The 16,181-nt window shown below is 30.7% G+C and carries 17 protein-coding genes; 12 read left to right on the forward strand and 5 right to left on the reverse strand.

Going from position 1 to position 16,181, the window contains the following annotated elements:
* Positions 1-51 precede the first annotated feature (51 nt).
* Positions 52-936 (reverse strand): hypothetical protein, encoded by an 885-nt coding sequence (locus AD998_10095; GenBank protein ID KOY86450.1) that lies wholly within the window; start codon positions 934-936, stop codon positions 52-54.
* Positions 937-1,080: 144 nt separating this feature from the next.
* Here AD998_10095 and AD998_10100 point away from each other — a divergent pair, with 144 nt between their 5' ends.
* Complete coding sequence (locus tag AD998_10100; protein ID KOY88140.1) at positions 1,081-1,968, forward strand: hypothetical protein; 888 nt, start codon at positions 1,081-1,083, stop codon at positions 1,966-1,968.
* A 103-nt stretch (positions 1,969-2,071) separates the two neighbouring features.
* On the opposite strand, the gene AD998_10105 is transcribed toward AD998_10100, so the two are convergent.
* Complete coding sequence (locus AD998_10105; GenBank protein KOY88141.1) at positions 2,072-2,611, reverse strand: hypothetical protein; 540 nt, start codon at positions 2,609-2,611, stop codon at positions 2,072-2,074.
* Positions 2,611-3,561, reverse strand: a complete 951-nt coding sequence (locus tag AD998_10110) for a hypothetical protein (GenBank protein ID KOY88142.1) — start codon at positions 3,559-3,561, stop codon at positions 2,611-2,613. The genes AD998_10105 and AD998_10110 overlap by 1 nt, the downstream gene beginning before the upstream one ends.
* Before the next feature lie 156 nt (positions 3,562-3,717).
* On the opposite strand from AD998_10110, the gene AD998_10115 reads away from it, so the two are divergent.
* From AD998_10115 to AD998_10135, 5 genes are all read left to right on the forward strand, one after another.
* A complete protein-coding gene (locus tag AD998_10115) occupies positions 3,718-5,952 on the forward strand; it encodes a hypothetical protein (GenBank protein KOY86451.1) in 2,235 nt (744 codons plus the stop codon).
* A complete protein-coding gene (locus AD998_10120) occupies positions 5,915-6,448 on the forward strand; it encodes a hypothetical protein (protein KOY86452.1) in 534 nt (177 codons plus the stop codon). The genes AD998_10115 and AD998_10120 overlap by 38 nt, the downstream gene beginning before the upstream one ends.
* Before the next feature lie 155 nt (positions 6,449-6,603).
* The gene (locus tag AD998_10125; protein KOY86453.1) at positions 6,604-7,230 is read left to right on the forward strand and encodes a 16S rRNA (guanine(527)-N(7))-methyltransferase RsmG; all 627 of its coding nucleotides are present in this window, start codon (positions 6,604-6,606) and stop codon (positions 7,228-7,230) included.
* Between the two features lie 6 nt (positions 7,231-7,236).
* The gene (locus AD998_10130) at positions 7,237-8,154 is read left to right on the forward strand and encodes a hypothetical protein (protein ID KOY86454.1); all 918 of its coding nucleotides are present in this window, start codon (positions 7,237-7,239) and stop codon (positions 8,152-8,154) included.
* Positions 8,151-8,831 (forward strand): ABC transporter ATP-binding protein, encoded by a 681-nt coding sequence (locus tag AD998_10135; GenBank protein KOY86455.1) that lies wholly within the window; start codon positions 8,151-8,153, stop codon positions 8,829-8,831. The genes AD998_10130 and AD998_10135 overlap by 4 nt, the downstream gene beginning before the upstream one ends.
* An 18-nt stretch (positions 8,832-8,849) precedes the next feature.
* On the opposite strand, the gene AD998_10140 is transcribed toward AD998_10135, so the two are convergent.
* Positions 8,850-10,601, reverse strand: coding sequence for a hypothetical protein (locus AD998_10140; protein ID KOY86456.1), 1,752 nt, complete (start codon positions 10,599-10,601; stop codon positions 8,850-8,852).
* A gap of 75 nt (positions 10,602-10,676) precedes the next feature.
* Between AD998_10140 and AD998_10145 the strand changes: the two genes are divergently transcribed.
* Positions 10,677-11,018 carry a gliding motility protein GldC gene (locus AD998_10145; GenBank protein ID KOY86457.1) on the forward strand — a complete coding sequence of 114 codons (342 nt, stop codon included), beginning with the start codon at positions 10,677-10,679 and terminating at the stop codon, positions 11,016-11,018.
* Between the two features lie 30 nt (positions 11,019-11,048).
* Here the strand turns inward: AD998_10145 and AD998_10150 are convergent, their stop codons facing one another.
* Positions 11,049-11,378: a general stress protein gene (locus AD998_10150; GenBank protein ID KOY86458.1), complete on the reverse strand. Its 330-nt coding sequence runs from the start codon at positions 11,376-11,378 to the stop codon at positions 11,049-11,051.
* 111 nt (positions 11,379-11,489) lie between these two features.
* Here AD998_10150 and AD998_10155 point away from each other — a divergent pair, with 111 nt between their 5' ends.
* From AD998_10155 to AD998_10175, 5 genes are all read left to right on the forward strand, one after another.
* Positions 11,490-13,340, forward strand: a complete 1,851-nt coding sequence (locus tag AD998_10155) for an ABC transporter ATP-binding protein (GenBank protein KOY86459.1) — start codon at positions 11,490-11,492, stop codon at positions 13,338-13,340.
* Positions 13,340-13,777: a GNAT family acetyltransferase gene (locus tag AD998_10160; GenBank protein ID KOY86460.1), complete on the forward strand. Its 438-nt coding sequence runs from the start codon at positions 13,340-13,342 to the stop codon at positions 13,775-13,777. The genes AD998_10155 and AD998_10160 overlap by 1 nt, the downstream gene beginning before the upstream one ends.
* A 7-nt stretch (positions 13,778-13,784) precedes the next feature.
* Complete coding sequence (locus AD998_10165) at positions 13,785-14,465, forward strand: hypothetical protein (protein ID KOY86461.1); 681 nt, start codon at positions 13,785-13,787, stop codon at positions 14,463-14,465.
* Between the two features lie 141 nt (positions 14,466-14,606).
* Positions 14,607-14,909 (forward strand): transcriptional regulator, encoded by a 303-nt coding sequence (locus AD998_10170; protein KOY86462.1) that lies wholly within the window; start codon positions 14,607-14,609, stop codon positions 14,907-14,909.
* The gene (locus AD998_10175) at positions 14,909-15,349 is read left to right on the forward strand and encodes a hypothetical protein (protein ID KOY88143.1); all 441 of its coding nucleotides are present in this window, start codon (positions 14,909-14,911) and stop codon (positions 15,347-15,349) included. The genes AD998_10170 and AD998_10175 overlap by 1 nt, the downstream gene beginning before the upstream one ends.
* The last annotated feature ends 832 nt before the right edge of the window (positions 15,350-16,181 follow it).

Here is a 16,181-nt window from a genome sequence, read left to right on the forward strand (position 1 = left end):
ATGCAAACATTTTCAAAAAATGCTTTTACAATAAAATAATTAAAATTTGAATCATTGTTCATGATTTATAATTCTCTTCTTTTGCTCTTGTCTATATTGTTTTGCAGTTTGTCCAAAGAACAGTTTAAAGATTTTGTTTAAATGGCTTTCATCTGTGTAATCCAATTCATCTGCAATTTGTGAAATAGTTAAATTGCTATGCATAAGTCGATTTTTTACGAGATTGATTTTGTACTTTGAAATATAGTCTTTTAGAGATTCTCCTGTCTCTTCTTTAAAATATTGACTAATATAATTTTTCGATTTATAAAAATAGTCAGCTATTACCTCTATTCTAAGTTTTTCCTTCTGATAAATATTTTGTTGAATGTAAGCAAGTATATCACCTATTTCAGATTTTATATTATTGTTTTTTAAATCAGCACTTAAATTTTGTTGTATGTTTCGTGCAATTATATTGAGAAGTAAAAAGATGCTATTTTGTACAATAGTTGCATAAAAAAAATGTTTTTCTTCCATTTCTTTTATTAATTTTCTAATAAGTATTCCTATAAATAACTTATCTTCTTCATTCCTTAAAGGTTCATGTTGTAAATAGTTTGCATTACAGAAAATTATTTCTAATTTTTTAAATAGCTCACTAAAATCCATTAAACTTTCATTAAAATGAGATTCTCTTGAAAAGTATATTTTATTAAAAGTAATAATGCAAAATCTTGTCCTCTCTTGAATTTCAAAGGAATGGTAATCTTCAGGTGTTAAAAGAAATAAACACCCTTCTTGATAGCCTTTACCATTATCGTTTAAAATATGAGTTCCTTTACCCTCTAAAATAAAGACTAGTTCAAAGAAATTGTGTCTATGAGTACCATATTCCCATTTTTCTGTTTCATATACTGAAATATCAAACTCTTGATATAGTGATAAAGATTTCATTTTATAAAAATACTGTTTTAAGCTTGATTTTTACCTGTTTTTTAAGGGTAATTGATAGCAACTTTGCATCATCAAATAACAACTAAAATAGAAAAAAAAATGAAAGCAATATCAATTTATTTATTAACGTTAATTTTTACAGTAATGGCTACAATTTCAGCAAATGCAAAAAATATTGGAAAAATCTATGTATTTGAAAGTGATGCAAATGGTTTTAATACCAAAACAGTTTTTTATGATGATGGTAAGGAAGTAGTAGCTTTTGACGCTCAGTTTACTGAAGCGACAGCTCAACAAGCCATTGAGTTTTTAAGGACAAAAACTCAGAATCCAATCAAATATTTGGTTGTTACACACCCAAATCCTGATAAATTTAACGGCATACCTGCTTTCAAGAAAGTAGGTGCAACAGTTATCATGTCCAAATTTTCAGCAAACAATATAGAAATGGTACATAATTATAAAAAGTATTATTTTGTTGAAATGGCTAAAATGTTTACGAATGAAACCTATCCGACACTTCCTACAGCAGATTTAACCTTTGATGAAACGTATGATATTAAATTGGCAAATGGTGGTAAAGTAAAATTAACTGAACTTAAAAAAAGTGCAATTGCCACCAATCAAACAATAGCATTTATTGAAACAGTCAATGCTTTAGTGATTGGTGATTTAGTTCACCACAATGTTCATGCTTGGCTTGAAGGTCCAATCAATAATAATACGACAACTTACAACAATGCCAATTGGATTAGTGTTCTAAAAATTTTAGAGTCAAAATATCCTGCTAATGTAATGGTATATGGTGGTCGTGGAGAGTCCGGAAAGTTATCAGTTGTAGTAACTCAACAAATTAGTTATTTAGAAAAAGCAGAAAAACTAACAAAAGAGTATCTTATTTCTATTGGTAATGACAAATCAAAAGTTGATTATACCCAATTGCAAAAAGTTTTTGAAAAAGCATTTCCCAATTATTCTTTAGGGTATATGATTGCTTATGGAGCTTATGGAATGGTAGGAAGTATGAAGTAAAATAATATGAATGACAGTTGCTTTTTTATGGTTGATCCTATAGATCAACCATTTTTATTTAATTTAACAAAAACTTTAGAAATAATTTATTTGAAATTTTAGATTATTTTGATAATTGAATTAAAGTGAGCATGGTGTTCCAATTGCGTGTAGTGGCTACTACTTTTAGTTTGCTTTCAAAAAAATTATTAGAGAGTTTGGATTCATTGCTGGCAACAACTAATTTCCAAAAAATACAATTTTCTACAATATAATACTCATCAGGGAGATAGCTTATTTGAGCCAGTTTTTCTTGTAAATCTTGTTTGGGAGTTTGAGAAAGAAGAGAAAAAAACACTCTTTTATAATCTTGTTGCTCCATTTCTTTAATAGGATTGAGTGCCATCAGGCGTTCTATTTCCTCTACACTTTCTACAAAAACACTAATTTGGAAGCCATATTTCTGAAAAATTGCTTCTGAAATGCTTTCGGCAATATTTTTTTTATCAACATAATCAGCCTTAAAAATTACATTCCCACTTTGAATATAGGTATGCACTTCAGACAGACCTATATTTTCATAAATGGTTTTTAAATCAACCATGAGAATTTTATTTTTCCCACTCACATTGATGCCCCTGAGCAATGAAATATACGTTTGCATCATTTACTAATGATTAAAGGTTTTGCCTCACCATTTGGAGTAAGCCAAAAATACTCTTTGGCTTTGGACTCTTTTTTAACTTTGAATTTGACTTCATAAACAATCTGAATGGTAGGTTCTAAAAGCTTTTGGTTCATAACAAAATCAAAATCGTCATTGATAATAGGCTGATAATAATAAGTTGTAGTTTTTGTGGCTGGTCGGATGTCATACTTAGATGGATTTTGTTGTAAATTGGTACTTGAATACGCCTGATACGACTTATACATATCTACAGGATAAAATACCTGAAACCCATCTACAATTTGCTTTTCGCCTATATTCAAATCTGTACCAAGCATTTCCTGATAATTCTTGATTTTTTCTTTTAAAACAGTTTTTGCTTTGGTAGCCATTTCTTTTTTTATATTCTCTAGATTACTAGAATAATAATCTACTTTTACCAAATCATATACCTCATATTCAGCACAAATACTCATAATATTCTCTAAAAGACTTGGATCTATAAATTCCACATGGATATTTTTTTGCATTTCAAAACCTTTGGGAATTTCGTTGTAGGTGCGTTTGCTAAACACTTTCTTTTCTGTTTCATACTCGTAAATAGGCACAAAAGAAATAACATCAATATATGTTTTTACATTTGGGAGAGCCTTGATTTTAGTAATAATCTGATTGATTCGAGTATTTAAAATTTCATTGACTTCTTGAGTTGTTTTGCCAATTTGTGAAAGATTAAAAATAGCCATATAACTGTCAGCTTTTACATTGGCTAAACCTGATACAGATACAATCATATCTCCATTGGGGTCGAAATAAAGAGGTGTGATTTGAGTATTGTATTTTCTGGGTTGCTGGTAGGTATTATTGTAATAATTAACATTTCCAGCATCTTTATTGACGTTACCTGAGGCTCTATTGATATTACCTCTATCTTGAGCTGCTGCCAAAAATGGCAAAAACACCCATAAAAAAATGACAAATTTCATAAAAAGTTTAGTTAGATTTTACAAAAGCAATATACAATAAAAGGTTTTTACAAAACAACAAAACTTAGTTTAAAAGCTTATATTTGAGTCTGTGTAACACTATATAATTATCAAAGTATGAAAAATATTTGTTGTATTTTATTCGGATTGTTCATATACAGTTCTTTATATGCTCAAAGCGATTTAATTCCATACAGAAAAGGTAATTTATGGGGTTTCTCAGATAGGAATAAAAAGATTGTTATTTCTTGTCAGTATGATGCTGCTGAGCCATTTAAACATGGTTTAGCAATTGTTCAGAAAGGTAAGTTGTATGGCTGTATAGATAAATTAGGAAAGGAGGTTTTATCTTTTCAGTATAATGAAATAACCATTTGGGACAATGAGCTCATTATTATTAAAAAAGATAGTAAAAGAGGCGTATTCAACACATTATTGAAAAAAGAAGTAGTTTCTTGCCAATACAATGAAATATCCATCGACTCAAAACAAAATATCAAAGTACAAAAAGATAATTTGTGGGGCGTTTTTGATAAAACTGGGAAAGAAATCATTTCATGCAAATATACAAATGAGCTAAATTTTGATAGAAACATTGCTGTTGGTCAAACATCAGGTAAATATGAATTAACTGATAATAAGGGAGTTGTCTTAGTTTTTGCAACAAATGAAGCTATTAGAGTCTTCAATAATGAGTTGTACTGGATAAAAAAAAATGATAAATGGGAGCTCTATAAATCCAATGGCAAGAAAGTAAAAACAGCTCAATATGATAATATAGCTGAATATAATGACTCTGATGATTTTTTTGTAGTTAGTATTGAAAATCAAATGGGGGTATTAGATAAAAGAGGAAAGGAAATAGTTGCTTGTAAATACGAAAACATAGAACCAACCCAAAACTATATCATAGCTGAGAAAAATAAATTAAAAGGAGCGTTAGATAAAAAAGGTAAAGAGATTATTCCTTTTCAATATGATTTTATCAAAGAAATAAATCAAAATCTATTTAAAGTTGAAAAAAGTTCTCAATATGGAATTATATACAAAACAGGAAAAGAAATTATCCCTTGTACTCATAAAACTATTTTAATCAGAGATTTTAAGGACGGAAAAGCCTTTATCTGCTCAGATGAAGGATGTAGTACTATCAACGAAAAAGGTGAAAAAATAAAAGATTTGAGTTGTAAAAACATCCAAGAACTAGAAGATGGATTTGCAATAATGTGGTCAGAATATCGTAAAAAAGGAGTTATTAGTCAGTTGGGTCAAGAAATAATACCTTGTAAATACGAATCTATTATCATGGGTTCTGATAAAGCATTCGCTACCAAATTAGAAAATAAATGGGCAATATTTGATAATATGGGGAAAGAAGTAATATCGCATAAATATCAAGAAATTGGTTTATATGATAAAGAAAATGATTTGTTTGAAGTTGAATTTAAGGATAAACTTTATTTTAAAAATAAAGAAGGGAAAATGGTCGTTTTGTATAAATACGATGCTTTGAATACTTATTATGTTTCTTATGGTTTGGCAACTGTTTTTTTGGGAGACAAAACAGGACTGATGAATGATAAGGGTATAGAAGTTATAGCTCCAAAGTATAATACACTATGGTTACGAACAAGTAAAAATATAATTATAGCTGAATATAATGAGAAATGGGGAGCATTTGATATAAATGGGAAAGAAATCATCCCTTTTAAATACCAGTCTTTAGATGTGGTAGGTGATTTAGAGTGGCTTAAAGCAAAATTTCAAGGTAAATGGGGCGTCATTGATAAGAACAATAATCAGTTAATAGAATTTAAATATGATGACCTTTTTGTAGATTATAATAACTTAAAAGGAGCAGAAGTAAGTATTCAAGATAAATGGGGGTTTGTCAATGAAGCAGGTAAAGAGATTATTCCTTGTATGTATGAAGGAACACGTTATGCAAAAAAAATGTTTGGCGTTAAGTTAAATGGTAAATGGGGATTTGTTAGTGAAGAAAACAAAGAGGTTCTGCCTTTTAAATATGAGTTTGTTGGACATTTTCAAGAAGACTTGATAAAGGTAAGATATAAAAATAAATGGGGTTTTATTAATGAAATGGGGAAAGAGGTTATTCCACACGTGTATGATGAAGTTATAAAGGATTTCCAAGACGGAAAATCTTTAGTAAGGAAAAAGAATGAATATTTTTATATTGATACAAAAGGTATAGTTCAGGAAAAATTGAAAGACTTTAAAAAGAGGGATGATGAATTAGTAATGGTAGGAATTGCAGATAAAAATGAATCTCGTATTTCTGGGAAACTGGGCTATGTTGATAGCAAAGGTACAGAATATTGGGAAGATTAATGAATTCTATTTTTGTAGTTTTTTACTAATAAATCATGGCTTTATGAGTATATATAAAATAATATTCATTTTTATAATTTTGTTTAGTTTGAACTATAAGTGTCTTTCACAGAAAAAATCAGAAATTAACAAAGTAAAGTATTTTTTAACTAACAATTATCTTCCATCTAATCCAAATGCAGAGTTTGAATTTTTTAGTGAAATAAAAATAGAATCAATCTCAACACCTTATATCACTTCTATAAATCATCTTAAATTTTATAAAACAACTTTATTGACAAAACATATGGAGTATCGAGATTTAAAAATAGTTATTTCAATAGATACTATAGGAAACATTAAAGTTGCTCATTCTCCAACTTTTGACGATAATCAACATAGTTTTAATGAAAATTTTATAAATATTTTAGCAAAACTAGCAATTGATAAAAAGAAATTGATAGCAGAAATCGCAAATATTTATAAAAATATTACTTATGAAGGTAGTATTAAATAATTTTATTTTTGATGAAAATGAAAAAATTAAAACTATAAATTTTCTGAATCCCAAAAAATAATAAAAATATCAATCAAGTCACACAAAAGGTAAAATAGAAATGATTTTTTACCTGTTTTTATTTTTTGTAGCTTTGTAGCTCAAAGTTTTAGAATATGCAAATTATAGAAAAATATTTTCCTACACTTACAGACAAACAAAAAGAACGTTTTGCAGCTCTGCAAAGCCTTTATGCTGAATGGAATAGTAAAATTAATGTCATTTCTCGAAAAGATATAGACGAATTATATACACATCACGTTTTACATTCGTTGGGTATAACCAAAGTAATTAACTTTCAGCCTATGACCATGGTTTTGGATGTGGGAACAGGAGGGGGCTTCCCTGGCATTCCTCTTGCCATTATGTTTGAAGAAGTAGAATTTCATTTGATAGACTCCATTGGTAAGAAAATCAGTGTGGTAAAAGCCGTAGCCGAAGAATTAGGGCTTAAAAATGTAAAAGCAGAGCAACTCAGAGCTGAACAAGCTCCCAATTCGATGTACGATTTTGTGTTGAGTAGAGGTGTTACTCGTTCACTACCTTTTTATGAGTGGGTTAAAAACAAATTTAGCAAAAATGAGTACAATACACTTTCGAATGGTATTTTACACCTCAAGGGAGGCGATTTGGATGAGGAGCTTAAGGAACTCAAGCAGAAACATAAAGTGTATAATTTAAAGAAATTCTTTGAAGAAGAGTTTTTTGAAACTAAAAAAGTGGTGTATATTCCTCGTTTCTAATATTTTATGCAGTATTACTTCTCCTTGCAATTTAAAATACTCAATAGACATATTAAAGATTTGGCAATACACCCCGCAATCGTTTATTTATTGGCAGGAGGAGTGTTTGCTGTAATATCCAATACTATTTTTATGCAAGTTTATTATGCTCCATTGGTATATATTGCATTGGCACTTGGTAGTACAATGGGATTGCAAGAAGCTAATAGAAACGCATTTTTAAAATGGAACTATACAACAAAAACCTATCAAAAAATACGAATCATAGAAAATTTGATAGTAGTTACTCCATTTTTACTGTTTCTTTTGTATAAAACAGAGTTGTTATTTGTAGGGGTACTGATAATCTTAGCTATACTTTTTTCGTTTGTTCAGCTAAAAAATAGAGGAGATTTTACAATTCCAACACCCTTTTATAAATACCCTTTTGAGTTTATGGTGGGTTTTCGGAATACGTTTTATTTGTTTTTTGTGGCATACGGACTACTTGTGGCAGGTATTTTGAGCAAAAATGTGAACCTGGCTGTATTCGCAATTATAATAGTATTTTTAGTTTCTTTGACATTTTATATGAATACTGAAGATAAATTTTATGTTTGGATATATTCACTTTCATCTAAAAAGTTTCTCTTCAAAAAAATAGGTGTAGCTCTTTTTTACACAACATGCATATTATTGCCCATTTTTATCTCTTTGATTATATTTTTTCCAAAAGAATGGTGGATGATAGGTATTTTTATGGTGTGGGGATATTTATTGTTGTTGGCAGTTATTCTGATGAAATACTCTGTTTTTCCTGAAAAAGTAATGCTTAAAGAGTCTTTTTTATTTGCCCTTAATTTTCAAGTTCCACCTTTATTACTCATCCTGATACCCTATTGGTATATTCAATCTCTTAAAAAATTAGATAAAATCTTAAAATGATAACTATTGAAAACTTATCAAAAGTCTATGGCAAGCATCAAATTCTAAAAAATATACAGATGTCTTTAGAAAAAGGCAAAGTATATGGAATTGTAGGCGAAAACGGAGCAGGAAAAACAACTCTTTTTAAGTGTATAGCTGGTTTGGAAGATTTTGAAGGCAGTATTCATAGCCTTTTAGAGCCTATCAAAAATTATATTGGCTACTTGCAAACAGAATCATATTTCTTTTCTAAAATGACAGGTAAGGAGTATATTCATTTGTTGTGCCATGCTCGAAATATCCAAAATACAGATTTTGAAAATAAAAATATATTTGATTTGCCTTTGAATGAGTATGTTACTTCGTATTCGACAGGCATGAAAAAGAAACTAGCTCTTACAGCTATTTTAATGCAAGAAAATCAAATATTTATTTTAGATGAGCCTTTCAATGGAGTTGATATTCAGAGTAATCTGATGATAGTTGAAATTATTAAAAAACTTAAAATACTTGGAAAAACAGTTTTGATTTCGTCTCATATTTTTTCAACACTTTATGAAATATGTGATGAGATTCATTTACTTAGAGAAGGAACATTTATAAAAAAAGCTCTACCAGATGAGTTTAAGGCTTTGGAAGAAGAAATGCGGGATTTTACAGTTGGGAATTTATTAGAAAGGCTGGATTTGAAGTAAAATCCAGCCTTTATTATGTTATTTGATGCTTTGAAGAGCTTTTTGAGCTTCTTGGTCATCAGGGTAAAATACCAAGAAATACTCTAAATCTTTTTTGGCTTGTTGTTTATTGTTTTTTGCCAAATGAGCCATTCCTCTAAAATAATATACTTCTATGGTATCTGGGTCTAATTTTAACAAATCTTCTGATTCAGTCAGTACTTTATCTATTTGATCATCTCCATACAAATAACCAATCTTATCCAAACGATATTCAGGTTCTTTAGGATTGAGGGCAATGGCTTTATCTATGTTTTGAAGAGCTTCTTCCACAGAGTCTATCTCAAAAAGAATATGAGCTTTTTCCGCATAATATGAAGGGTTCTGTGGATTTGCAGCAATGGTTTTATCCATATAATATACAGCTTGTCCAAAGTTTTCGGCTTCGGCAGCAGCAAGCCCACGCATCAAGTATAAATATTCGTAATTGCGTTCTTTGGGTAATTTTTCTGCTTTCTCAAAATCTTTGTTAGAATTCTGAAAATCGCCTTCCATGGCATATACAATACCTCTGATGGTATAACTCTTGGAATTTAATGAGTCCATTTTTAAGGCTTTTTCAACATCTTTTAAGGCTTGTTTTTTATCATTTTCTTGTAAAAGATTCAGGCTTCTCTCTTGGTAAGCCAAAACTAAAAGGTTCTCCAACTCTGTTTTTGTAAAACTACTATTTAAGAGTTTTCCTGCATCTGTAATAACTTCTGCTTTTTCATCTTTTGAGTTTTTTTGTAAAAATAATTCAGGCATCATGCTGAGGGCATGGGAGTAGTTGTCTTTAGCTTCCGTTTTTCTTTGGTTGTAATGAGCAATAATGGCTTTATCATAGTAAAACTCAGCAGGGAGGTCTTGCTTTTTATTTTCAGCTTTAAGGGTTGCTTGCCATGCTTTTTCATATTGCTTGGTTTGAAAATAGGCAATAGACTCACCATAAGCTAAATACGGATTTTGAGATTCAGGGTAGCTTTGGAAGATTTCTAAGGCCTTTTTGTAGTTTTTGAGCTTGTAATGAGCCATTCCCCAATAATAAAAATCGTCTTCTTCAAAGGCATATTTGTCTTTTTTGAGTACAGACTCAAAAGTTTTGATGGTTTCTTGGTATTTATCTTTTTCGTAAGAGATATAAGCTTTTAGTTTTAAGGCTTCCAAATTGTTTTTGTTTTTTTCAAGAGCTTTATCAGCATAAATGGTTGCTCCATCCAAGTCTTTATCAAGCCAATAGGCATAGCTTTTGAGCTGATAAATGGCGTTATTTTCAGGAGAATATTTGAGAGCTTTATCTAAATATTCTTGGGCAGTTTTGGGAAAACCTGCTGAGGCATACACATAACCCATATCTGTAAGAGCTTGTACATGGGTACTATCCATTTGTAAAACACGTTGTACATCTCTAAAAGCCTGTTCAAATAAGTCTAAATTTACTTTTGCTCTGGCTCTGCCCAAATAGGCAAGTGTATCTTTGGGATAATGATGAATCAGTTTGGAAAAACTTTTCTCAGCCTTTTGGAAATCTTCTTCCTCAAGCTCAAAAAAAGCCTTACTGTAAAGGGCGTCATGCCAAGTAGAGTCTATTTTGAGGCACTCAGCCAAATAGGTGTATCCTTCTTTGAAATCATTTTTTTCAAAAGATTTTATAGCCTTTTCGTAATTTTTTTCTAAATCTTTTTGTTTAGTTTGTGCAGTAGTTTTTAAGAAAACTATAAAAAGCAAAGAAATTGAGAACAAGAATCGCATTTTTGATGTATTTTTGAACACAAATTTAATAAAATTCTTGAACCTTTTGATAATTCAACATTTAAACCTTTTTTTATGCGACAAGAAAAAATTACTCTTGACATTGTATTAGACGACCAAAATGTTTGTGAAAAAATAGAATGGGATGCAACACAAAAGCCAGAACCGGGAACAGAGCAAGCTAAAGCTATTTCACTAGCAATTTGGGATGGGTGGGGAAAAGGCACATTAAAAATTGATTTATGGACAAAACAAATGGAAGTGCTTGAAATGAAGCGTTTTTGTATCGAAACCATTTCGGGACTTGCCGACATGATTCGTATTGCCACAGGTGATGAAGTCATGGCTATGGATATGGAAAATATCTGTAAACGTATGCAAGACAGGCTCGAAGAAGAAGTAAAACAAGCAAAATAAATAAAAAAAGACGTTTTCTAACGTCTTTTTTTACACACTTAAATTTTTAATTTCTTGGTAATCAATTCCATAATGCGAGTCATGATAAATACAATTCCCCTCTGCTAAAAGCAATGCTTGTGGTGATTGATGCTCCACCCCAAATACCTCAGCAATCTTATTGGAAATATCTCTGTATTTTATCAAATCCAAATAATAAGCGTCTACTTGTTGCATATCTGTATCATTCCATTGGCGTTGTAAACGATCTAATGCTGTGGCACTGATAGAGCAACGTGTACTATGCTTAAAAATAAGTGCTTTAGACTTTTTTTTAATGTCTTCCAATTGTTCTTGGTTTTCTAAAGGTATCCAATTCATACATTTTTATTTTTATAAGAAACAATCATTCTTTGAAAATAGTTTTTATCTAAATTTGCACAAAAAAGGTTTTTTTTTTAGATTTCAGAAAATATTGAAGCCCATTTTATTATGCAGCAAGCTAATTCTAATGATATACTCTTAGAAATAAAAGATTTAAGTGTTACTTTTACTACAAGTAAAGGGACTGTACAAGCTGTAAAGAATGTCAGTTTTACTTTGTATAAAGGTGAAACACTTGGAATAGTTGGGGAATCAGGTTCAGGAAAATCTGTAACTACACTAGCAATCTTAAGACTTATCCAAGAAGGTGTAGGAAAAATTACAAGTGGTGAAATTATCTTTCATTCTCCTAAAATTGGAAAAGTAAATATTTTGGAACTTTCAGAGGCTCAAATGCGAAAAGACATTAGAGGAAATGACATAGCCATGATTTTCCAAGAACCCATGACCTCGCTTAATCCTGTATATACTTGTGGTGAGCAAGTAACAGAAACCATTCTTTTACATCAGCCTGTAACGAAAGAAGAAGCTAAAAAAAGAGCTATTGAGCTTTTTGAAAAAGTAAAACTACCTGATCCTGAACGCATTTTTAGAGCCTATCCACACGAAATTTCAGGTGGGCAGAAACAAAGAGTAATGATTGCCATGGCTCTTTCATGTCAGCCAGCTTTACTCATTGCAGATGAGCCAACTACAGCCCTTGATGTAACTGTTCAGGACGAAGTGTTAAAACTGATTCAAGAGCTTCGAGATGAGCTTGGAATGGCTATTATCTTTATTACTCACGATTTGGGAGTTATTGCTGAAATCTCTGATAAAATCATGGTAATGTATAGAGGCTCAGCAGTAGAGAAAAATGATACTTGGGAGCTTTTTTATCAACCTTTGCATCCTTATACAAAAGGTTTATTGGCTTGCAGACCAAGAGCCAATATGAAAATGAAAATTTTGCCTGTAGTTGCTGATTTTATGGAAGTAAGCCCTAATGGTGAAATTATTGAAAAACATAAATACGGTTCTATTGGTGAAGCCTTGATGATGACTCTTGAAAGTGATGAAGATATTACAGATCGAAAAATAGAGTTGACTCTGCAAACAAAACCTTTGTTAGAAGTTTATAATCTCAAGAAATATTTTCCTACTAAAACAAAAGGATGGTTTAAAAAAGAAGTTGTAGAGTATAAAAAAGCAGTAGATGATGTAACTTTCAATGTGTATCCAGGTGAAACACTTGGGCTTGTAGGAGAATCGGGTTGTGGTAAAACAACACTTGGTAGAATGTTATTAAACCTCATTACTCCAACATCTGGTGAGGTAATTTTTGGTGGACAAAATATTTATCAGCTAAAAGCTCAGGAAATTAGGGCTTTACGTAAAGATATGCAAATCATTTTTCAAGATCCATATTCATCATTAAATCCACGACTCACTGTAGGAGAGGCAATTATGGAGCCTATGAAGGTGTTTGGTATTGGAAATAATGATAAAGAAAGAAAAGATAGAGTAATTGATTTGTTGGAAACAGTGAACCTAAAAGCATCACATTTTACTCATTATCCACACGAGTTTTCAGGTGGGCAACGCCAACGTATTGCTATTGCAAGAGCCTTGGCTTTGGAGCCTAAATTTGTGGTTTGTGATGAATCTGTTTCAGCTCTAGATGTTTCTGTACAAGCTCAGGTGCTTAATTTGCTCAATGAACTTAAAGAGAAATACCATTTTACCTATATCTTTATTTCACACGATTTGTCTGTTATACGTTTTATGGCAGATAGAATTTTGGTGATGAATAAAGGCAAAATCGAGGAAATAGGTTATGCTGAAGATATTTATAATAGTCCACAGCAAGAATACACAAAAAAGCTTATTAGTGCTATCCCTGAATCAGATTTGGAAGAAATCAGGAAGATTCAGAACAAACGAAAAATGGCAAGAGGTATCAAAAATGTGCAATTTTAATGATTCAGGTACATAAAATCAACGATGCTGAAGAAACCAAGTATGCTATTGGTATCAGAGAACAAGTATTTGTGATAGAGCAAAAAGTTCCTAAAGAAGATGAGTACGATAGTCATGAACAAGAAAGCCATCATTTTTTAGCATATTACGAAAATATGCCTTGTGGAACTGCTCGTTGGCGATATACTGAAAAAGGAATTAAACTCGAAAGATTTGCTGTTTTGGAAGAATTTAGAGATAAAAAAGTAGGTAAAGCAATTTTAGAAAATGTCCTGAATGACATAAAAAATCATCCTGAAAGTAAAAATAAAGCACTATATTTGCATGCTCAAATACAAGTGGTAGGTTTTTACGAAAAATTTGGTTTTCAAAAATTTGGAGAACCCTTCCAAGAATGTGATATTTGGCATTACAAAATGCAAAAATTAGAAGATTAGTTATTAAATGAAAAGTGTTATGAAAAAGTTTAGTTTTATTATTACTGGATTATTGATGTGTTTTTATTCCTCTTTTGCTCAAATAGATTATGGTTTGAGAGGAGGTATTAACCTTTCTACTATTATTGGAGGCGATTCTAAATTATTCCAAACAATAGATGGTAAAGGAGCTACTGTGAATACACAATTTAAAGTTGGTTATCAAGGAGGTTTTTATGCAAGAATGCCTATTAATGAAAATTTCTTTTTTAGACCAGAAATAGGGATTTCCAACAGAGGAGTGTCTAACAAAAAAGCTGTTTATCAGTTTATTGACGCCAAATTCAATCGATATGATTTTACCTATATAGATGTTCCTTTGTTGTTGCAAATTGGTAATGCTGAAGAAGGTTTACATTTGTTTGTCGGTCCACAGTTTTCTTATCTTATTAATTCCAGAAAAAGATTAGAGAATGAATATGGAGAAATTAAAAATGTAATTGGAAAAGAACCAAGTAAAACAGCTATATTTGCTGTATTAGGAGTGGGTTATGAGCTACCTAGTGGTATCAATTTTGGACTAAGAGCTGAATATGGGGTTACCCCAATAGCTTCAGGGATAAGTGCAAATGTATTTGCTACTCAAATATCTGTGGGTTATACACTTTCTTCTATGTCTATTTATAGAAGAACACATCGAAATAGATAATTGAAATAATAATAATAATTAAAACTTCATCTAAAATAATTTAGGTGAAGTTTTTTTATAAAATAATTAGAATTTAGTTGAATTACTTTTGTATTTTTTTTACTTTGCAATCAAAAGTGAATACTAAACACCCTACTAAAAATGAAAGAATTACTAAAACAAATCAACAAATCGTTTGACAACAAAATTCGTTTGGCTATTATGGCTGTATTGGTGCAAAAAAAAGCTGCTACCTTCAATGAACTCAAGAAAATTTTGGGTACAACAGATGGCAATTTATCAAGTAATGCTACTGTTCTAGAAGAAAACCAATACATCGAAGTAAAAAAACAATTTATCAAAAAGAAATCAAACACATCTTATCATATTACAGAGCAAGGCAAACTCTCATTCAAATTGCACATAGAGGCTCTGAACAAAATTATACAAGGACATATCAAGTGATACAAGGGCTCAACATACCACAATATGAGCATCAGTTTCAAAAAGTAGCTGAAAAACTGTATATTTATGATATTATTCGAAAAAAGTATATTTTGTTGAGTCCAGAAGAATGGGTTAGACAACAATTTATTCGTTGGCTCATTGAGGAGCACCAATATTCTAAAAACTTAATGCAAGTAGAAAGAGGGCATCACTACCAAAGTAGACAAAAAAGAACAGATTTGGTGGTTTATGATCGTTTGGGAATGCCACTGATGCTTGTTGAGTGTAAAGCTATGGATATTACGATCTCCGAAAAAACACTCCAGCAAGCTGCAATCTACAATAAAACGCTTCAAGCCAAATATGTAACTGTTACAAATGGACTTTGCTATGCAGTTTGTTTGGTGAATGATGGAAAATTAGTATTTTTAGAACAAATTCCAAGTATTGAACAATGAATATTGTTTAATACTTATTGCTCATTGATAAATAAAAACTATGTTTCGTTTTTTTAGAAATCTAAACCTAAGTGCCAAATTCTTGGTTTTTACAACTTTGGTACTATTAGTTATTTTTGGGGGTCTTTCTTTTTGGATTTACTCAAGCGATAAAGAAGCTGCTATTGAGCAAGCTGATAATCGAATGTATAGCCAATTAGAAGACTTAAATACCCTTTTAGAGTTAGAATATAAGGCTAAACAAACAGAAGTAGATAAAGCCTTGAAAATCTCATCAAATTTGATTAAAGGTTTTGGTGAAATCAATGAAATAGACGAAAAATTACAAGTAGTAGCTGTTAACCAAACTACAAGAAATCAGAAAATTGTGGATGTAAAAAAATGGTCAGCTGACAATAATATTTTACAAGAAAATGTGAAAATTGTAGATAGTATCAAAGGACTTACAGGAAGTGAAACAGCTATTTTTCAGAAAATTACAGATGGTTATATGCGAATAGCTACTACAGAGGTAAATCCAGTAAATGGAAAACGTTTTGTTGGATTATATATTCCTTCTGGTTCATCCATTGTACAAACAATTGAAAGAGGACAAGTATATAGAGGTAGAATAGAGTTCAATAATGAATATTTTATTGTGGCTTATGAGCCTATTCGTATTGATAATGAAATCAAAGGTATTATTTATACAGGGGTGCGAGAAAAAGATGTTGTGTATTTACGAAGAAAATTTAAAGAAAAAAAATATTATACATCTGGCTATCCTTTTGCAATGGCTTTCTCAGGTGATTATGTAATCCATCCTATTGATGAAGGAAAAGTAGCTGACAAG

It is taken from the genome of bacterium 336/3 (assembly GCA_001281695.1).
Classification (GTDB): Bacteria; Bacteroidota; Bacteroidia; order Cytophagales; family Thermonemataceae; genus Raineya.

What these genes read in the sequence shown, in the direction of transcription:
- AD998_10120 (KOY86452.1), top strand. Translation starts at nt 5,915, where the DNA reads ATGTTGATAGCAAAGGTACAGAATATTGGGAAGATTAATGAATTCTAT.
- AD998_10095 (KOY86450.1), bottom strand. Translation starts at nt 936, where the DNA reads ATGAAATCTTTATCACTATATCAAGAGTTTGATATTTCAGTATATGAA.
- AD998_10140 (KOY86456.1), bottom strand. Translation starts at nt 10,601, where the DNA reads ATGCGATTCTTGTTCTCAATTTCTTTGCTTTTTATAGTTTTCTTAAAA.
- AD998_10130 (KOY86454.1), top strand. Translation starts at nt 7,237, where the DNA reads ATGCAGTATTACTTCTCCTTGCAATTTAAAATACTCAATAGACATATT.
- AD998_10170 (KOY86462.1), top strand. Translation starts at nt 14,607, where the DNA reads ATGAAAGAATTACTAAAACAAATCAACAAATCGTTTGACAACAAAATT.
- AD998_10155 (KOY86459.1), top strand. Translation starts at nt 11,490, where the DNA reads ATGCAGCAAGCTAATTCTAATGATATACTCTTAGAAATAAAAGATTTA.
- AD998_10165 (KOY86461.1), top strand. Translation starts at nt 13,785, where the DNA reads ATGAAAAGTGTTATGAAAAAGTTTAGTTTTATTATTACTGGATTATTG.
- AD998_10100 (KOY88140.1), top strand. Translation starts at nt 1,081, where the DNA reads ATGGCTACAATTTCAGCAAATGCAAAAAATATTGGAAAAATCTATGTA.
- AD998_10115 (KOY86451.1), top strand. Translation starts at nt 3,718, where the DNA reads ATGAAAAATATTTGTTGTATTTTATTCGGATTGTTCATATACAGTTCT.
- AD998_10145 (KOY86457.1), top strand. Translation starts at nt 10,677, where the DNA reads ATGCGACAAGAAAAAATTACTCTTGACATTGTATTAGACGACCAAAAT.
- AD998_10150 (KOY86458.1), bottom strand. Translation starts at nt 11,378, where the DNA reads ATGAATTGGATACCTTTAGAAAACCAAGAACAATTGGAAGACATTAAA.
- AD998_10160 (KOY86460.1), top strand. Translation starts at nt 13,340, where the DNA reads ATGATTCAGGTACATAAAATCAACGATGCTGAAGAAACCAAGTATGCT.
- AD998_10105 (KOY88141.1), bottom strand. Translation starts at nt 2,611, where the DNA reads ATGCAAACGTATATTTCATTGCTCAGGGGCATCAATGTGAGTGGGAAA.
- AD998_10125 (KOY86453.1), top strand. Translation starts at nt 6,604, where the DNA reads ATGCAAATTATAGAAAAATATTTTCCTACACTTACAGACAAACAAAAA.
- AD998_10135 (KOY86455.1), top strand. Translation starts at nt 8,151, where the DNA reads ATGATAACTATTGAAAACTTATCAAAAGTCTATGGCAAGCATCAAATT.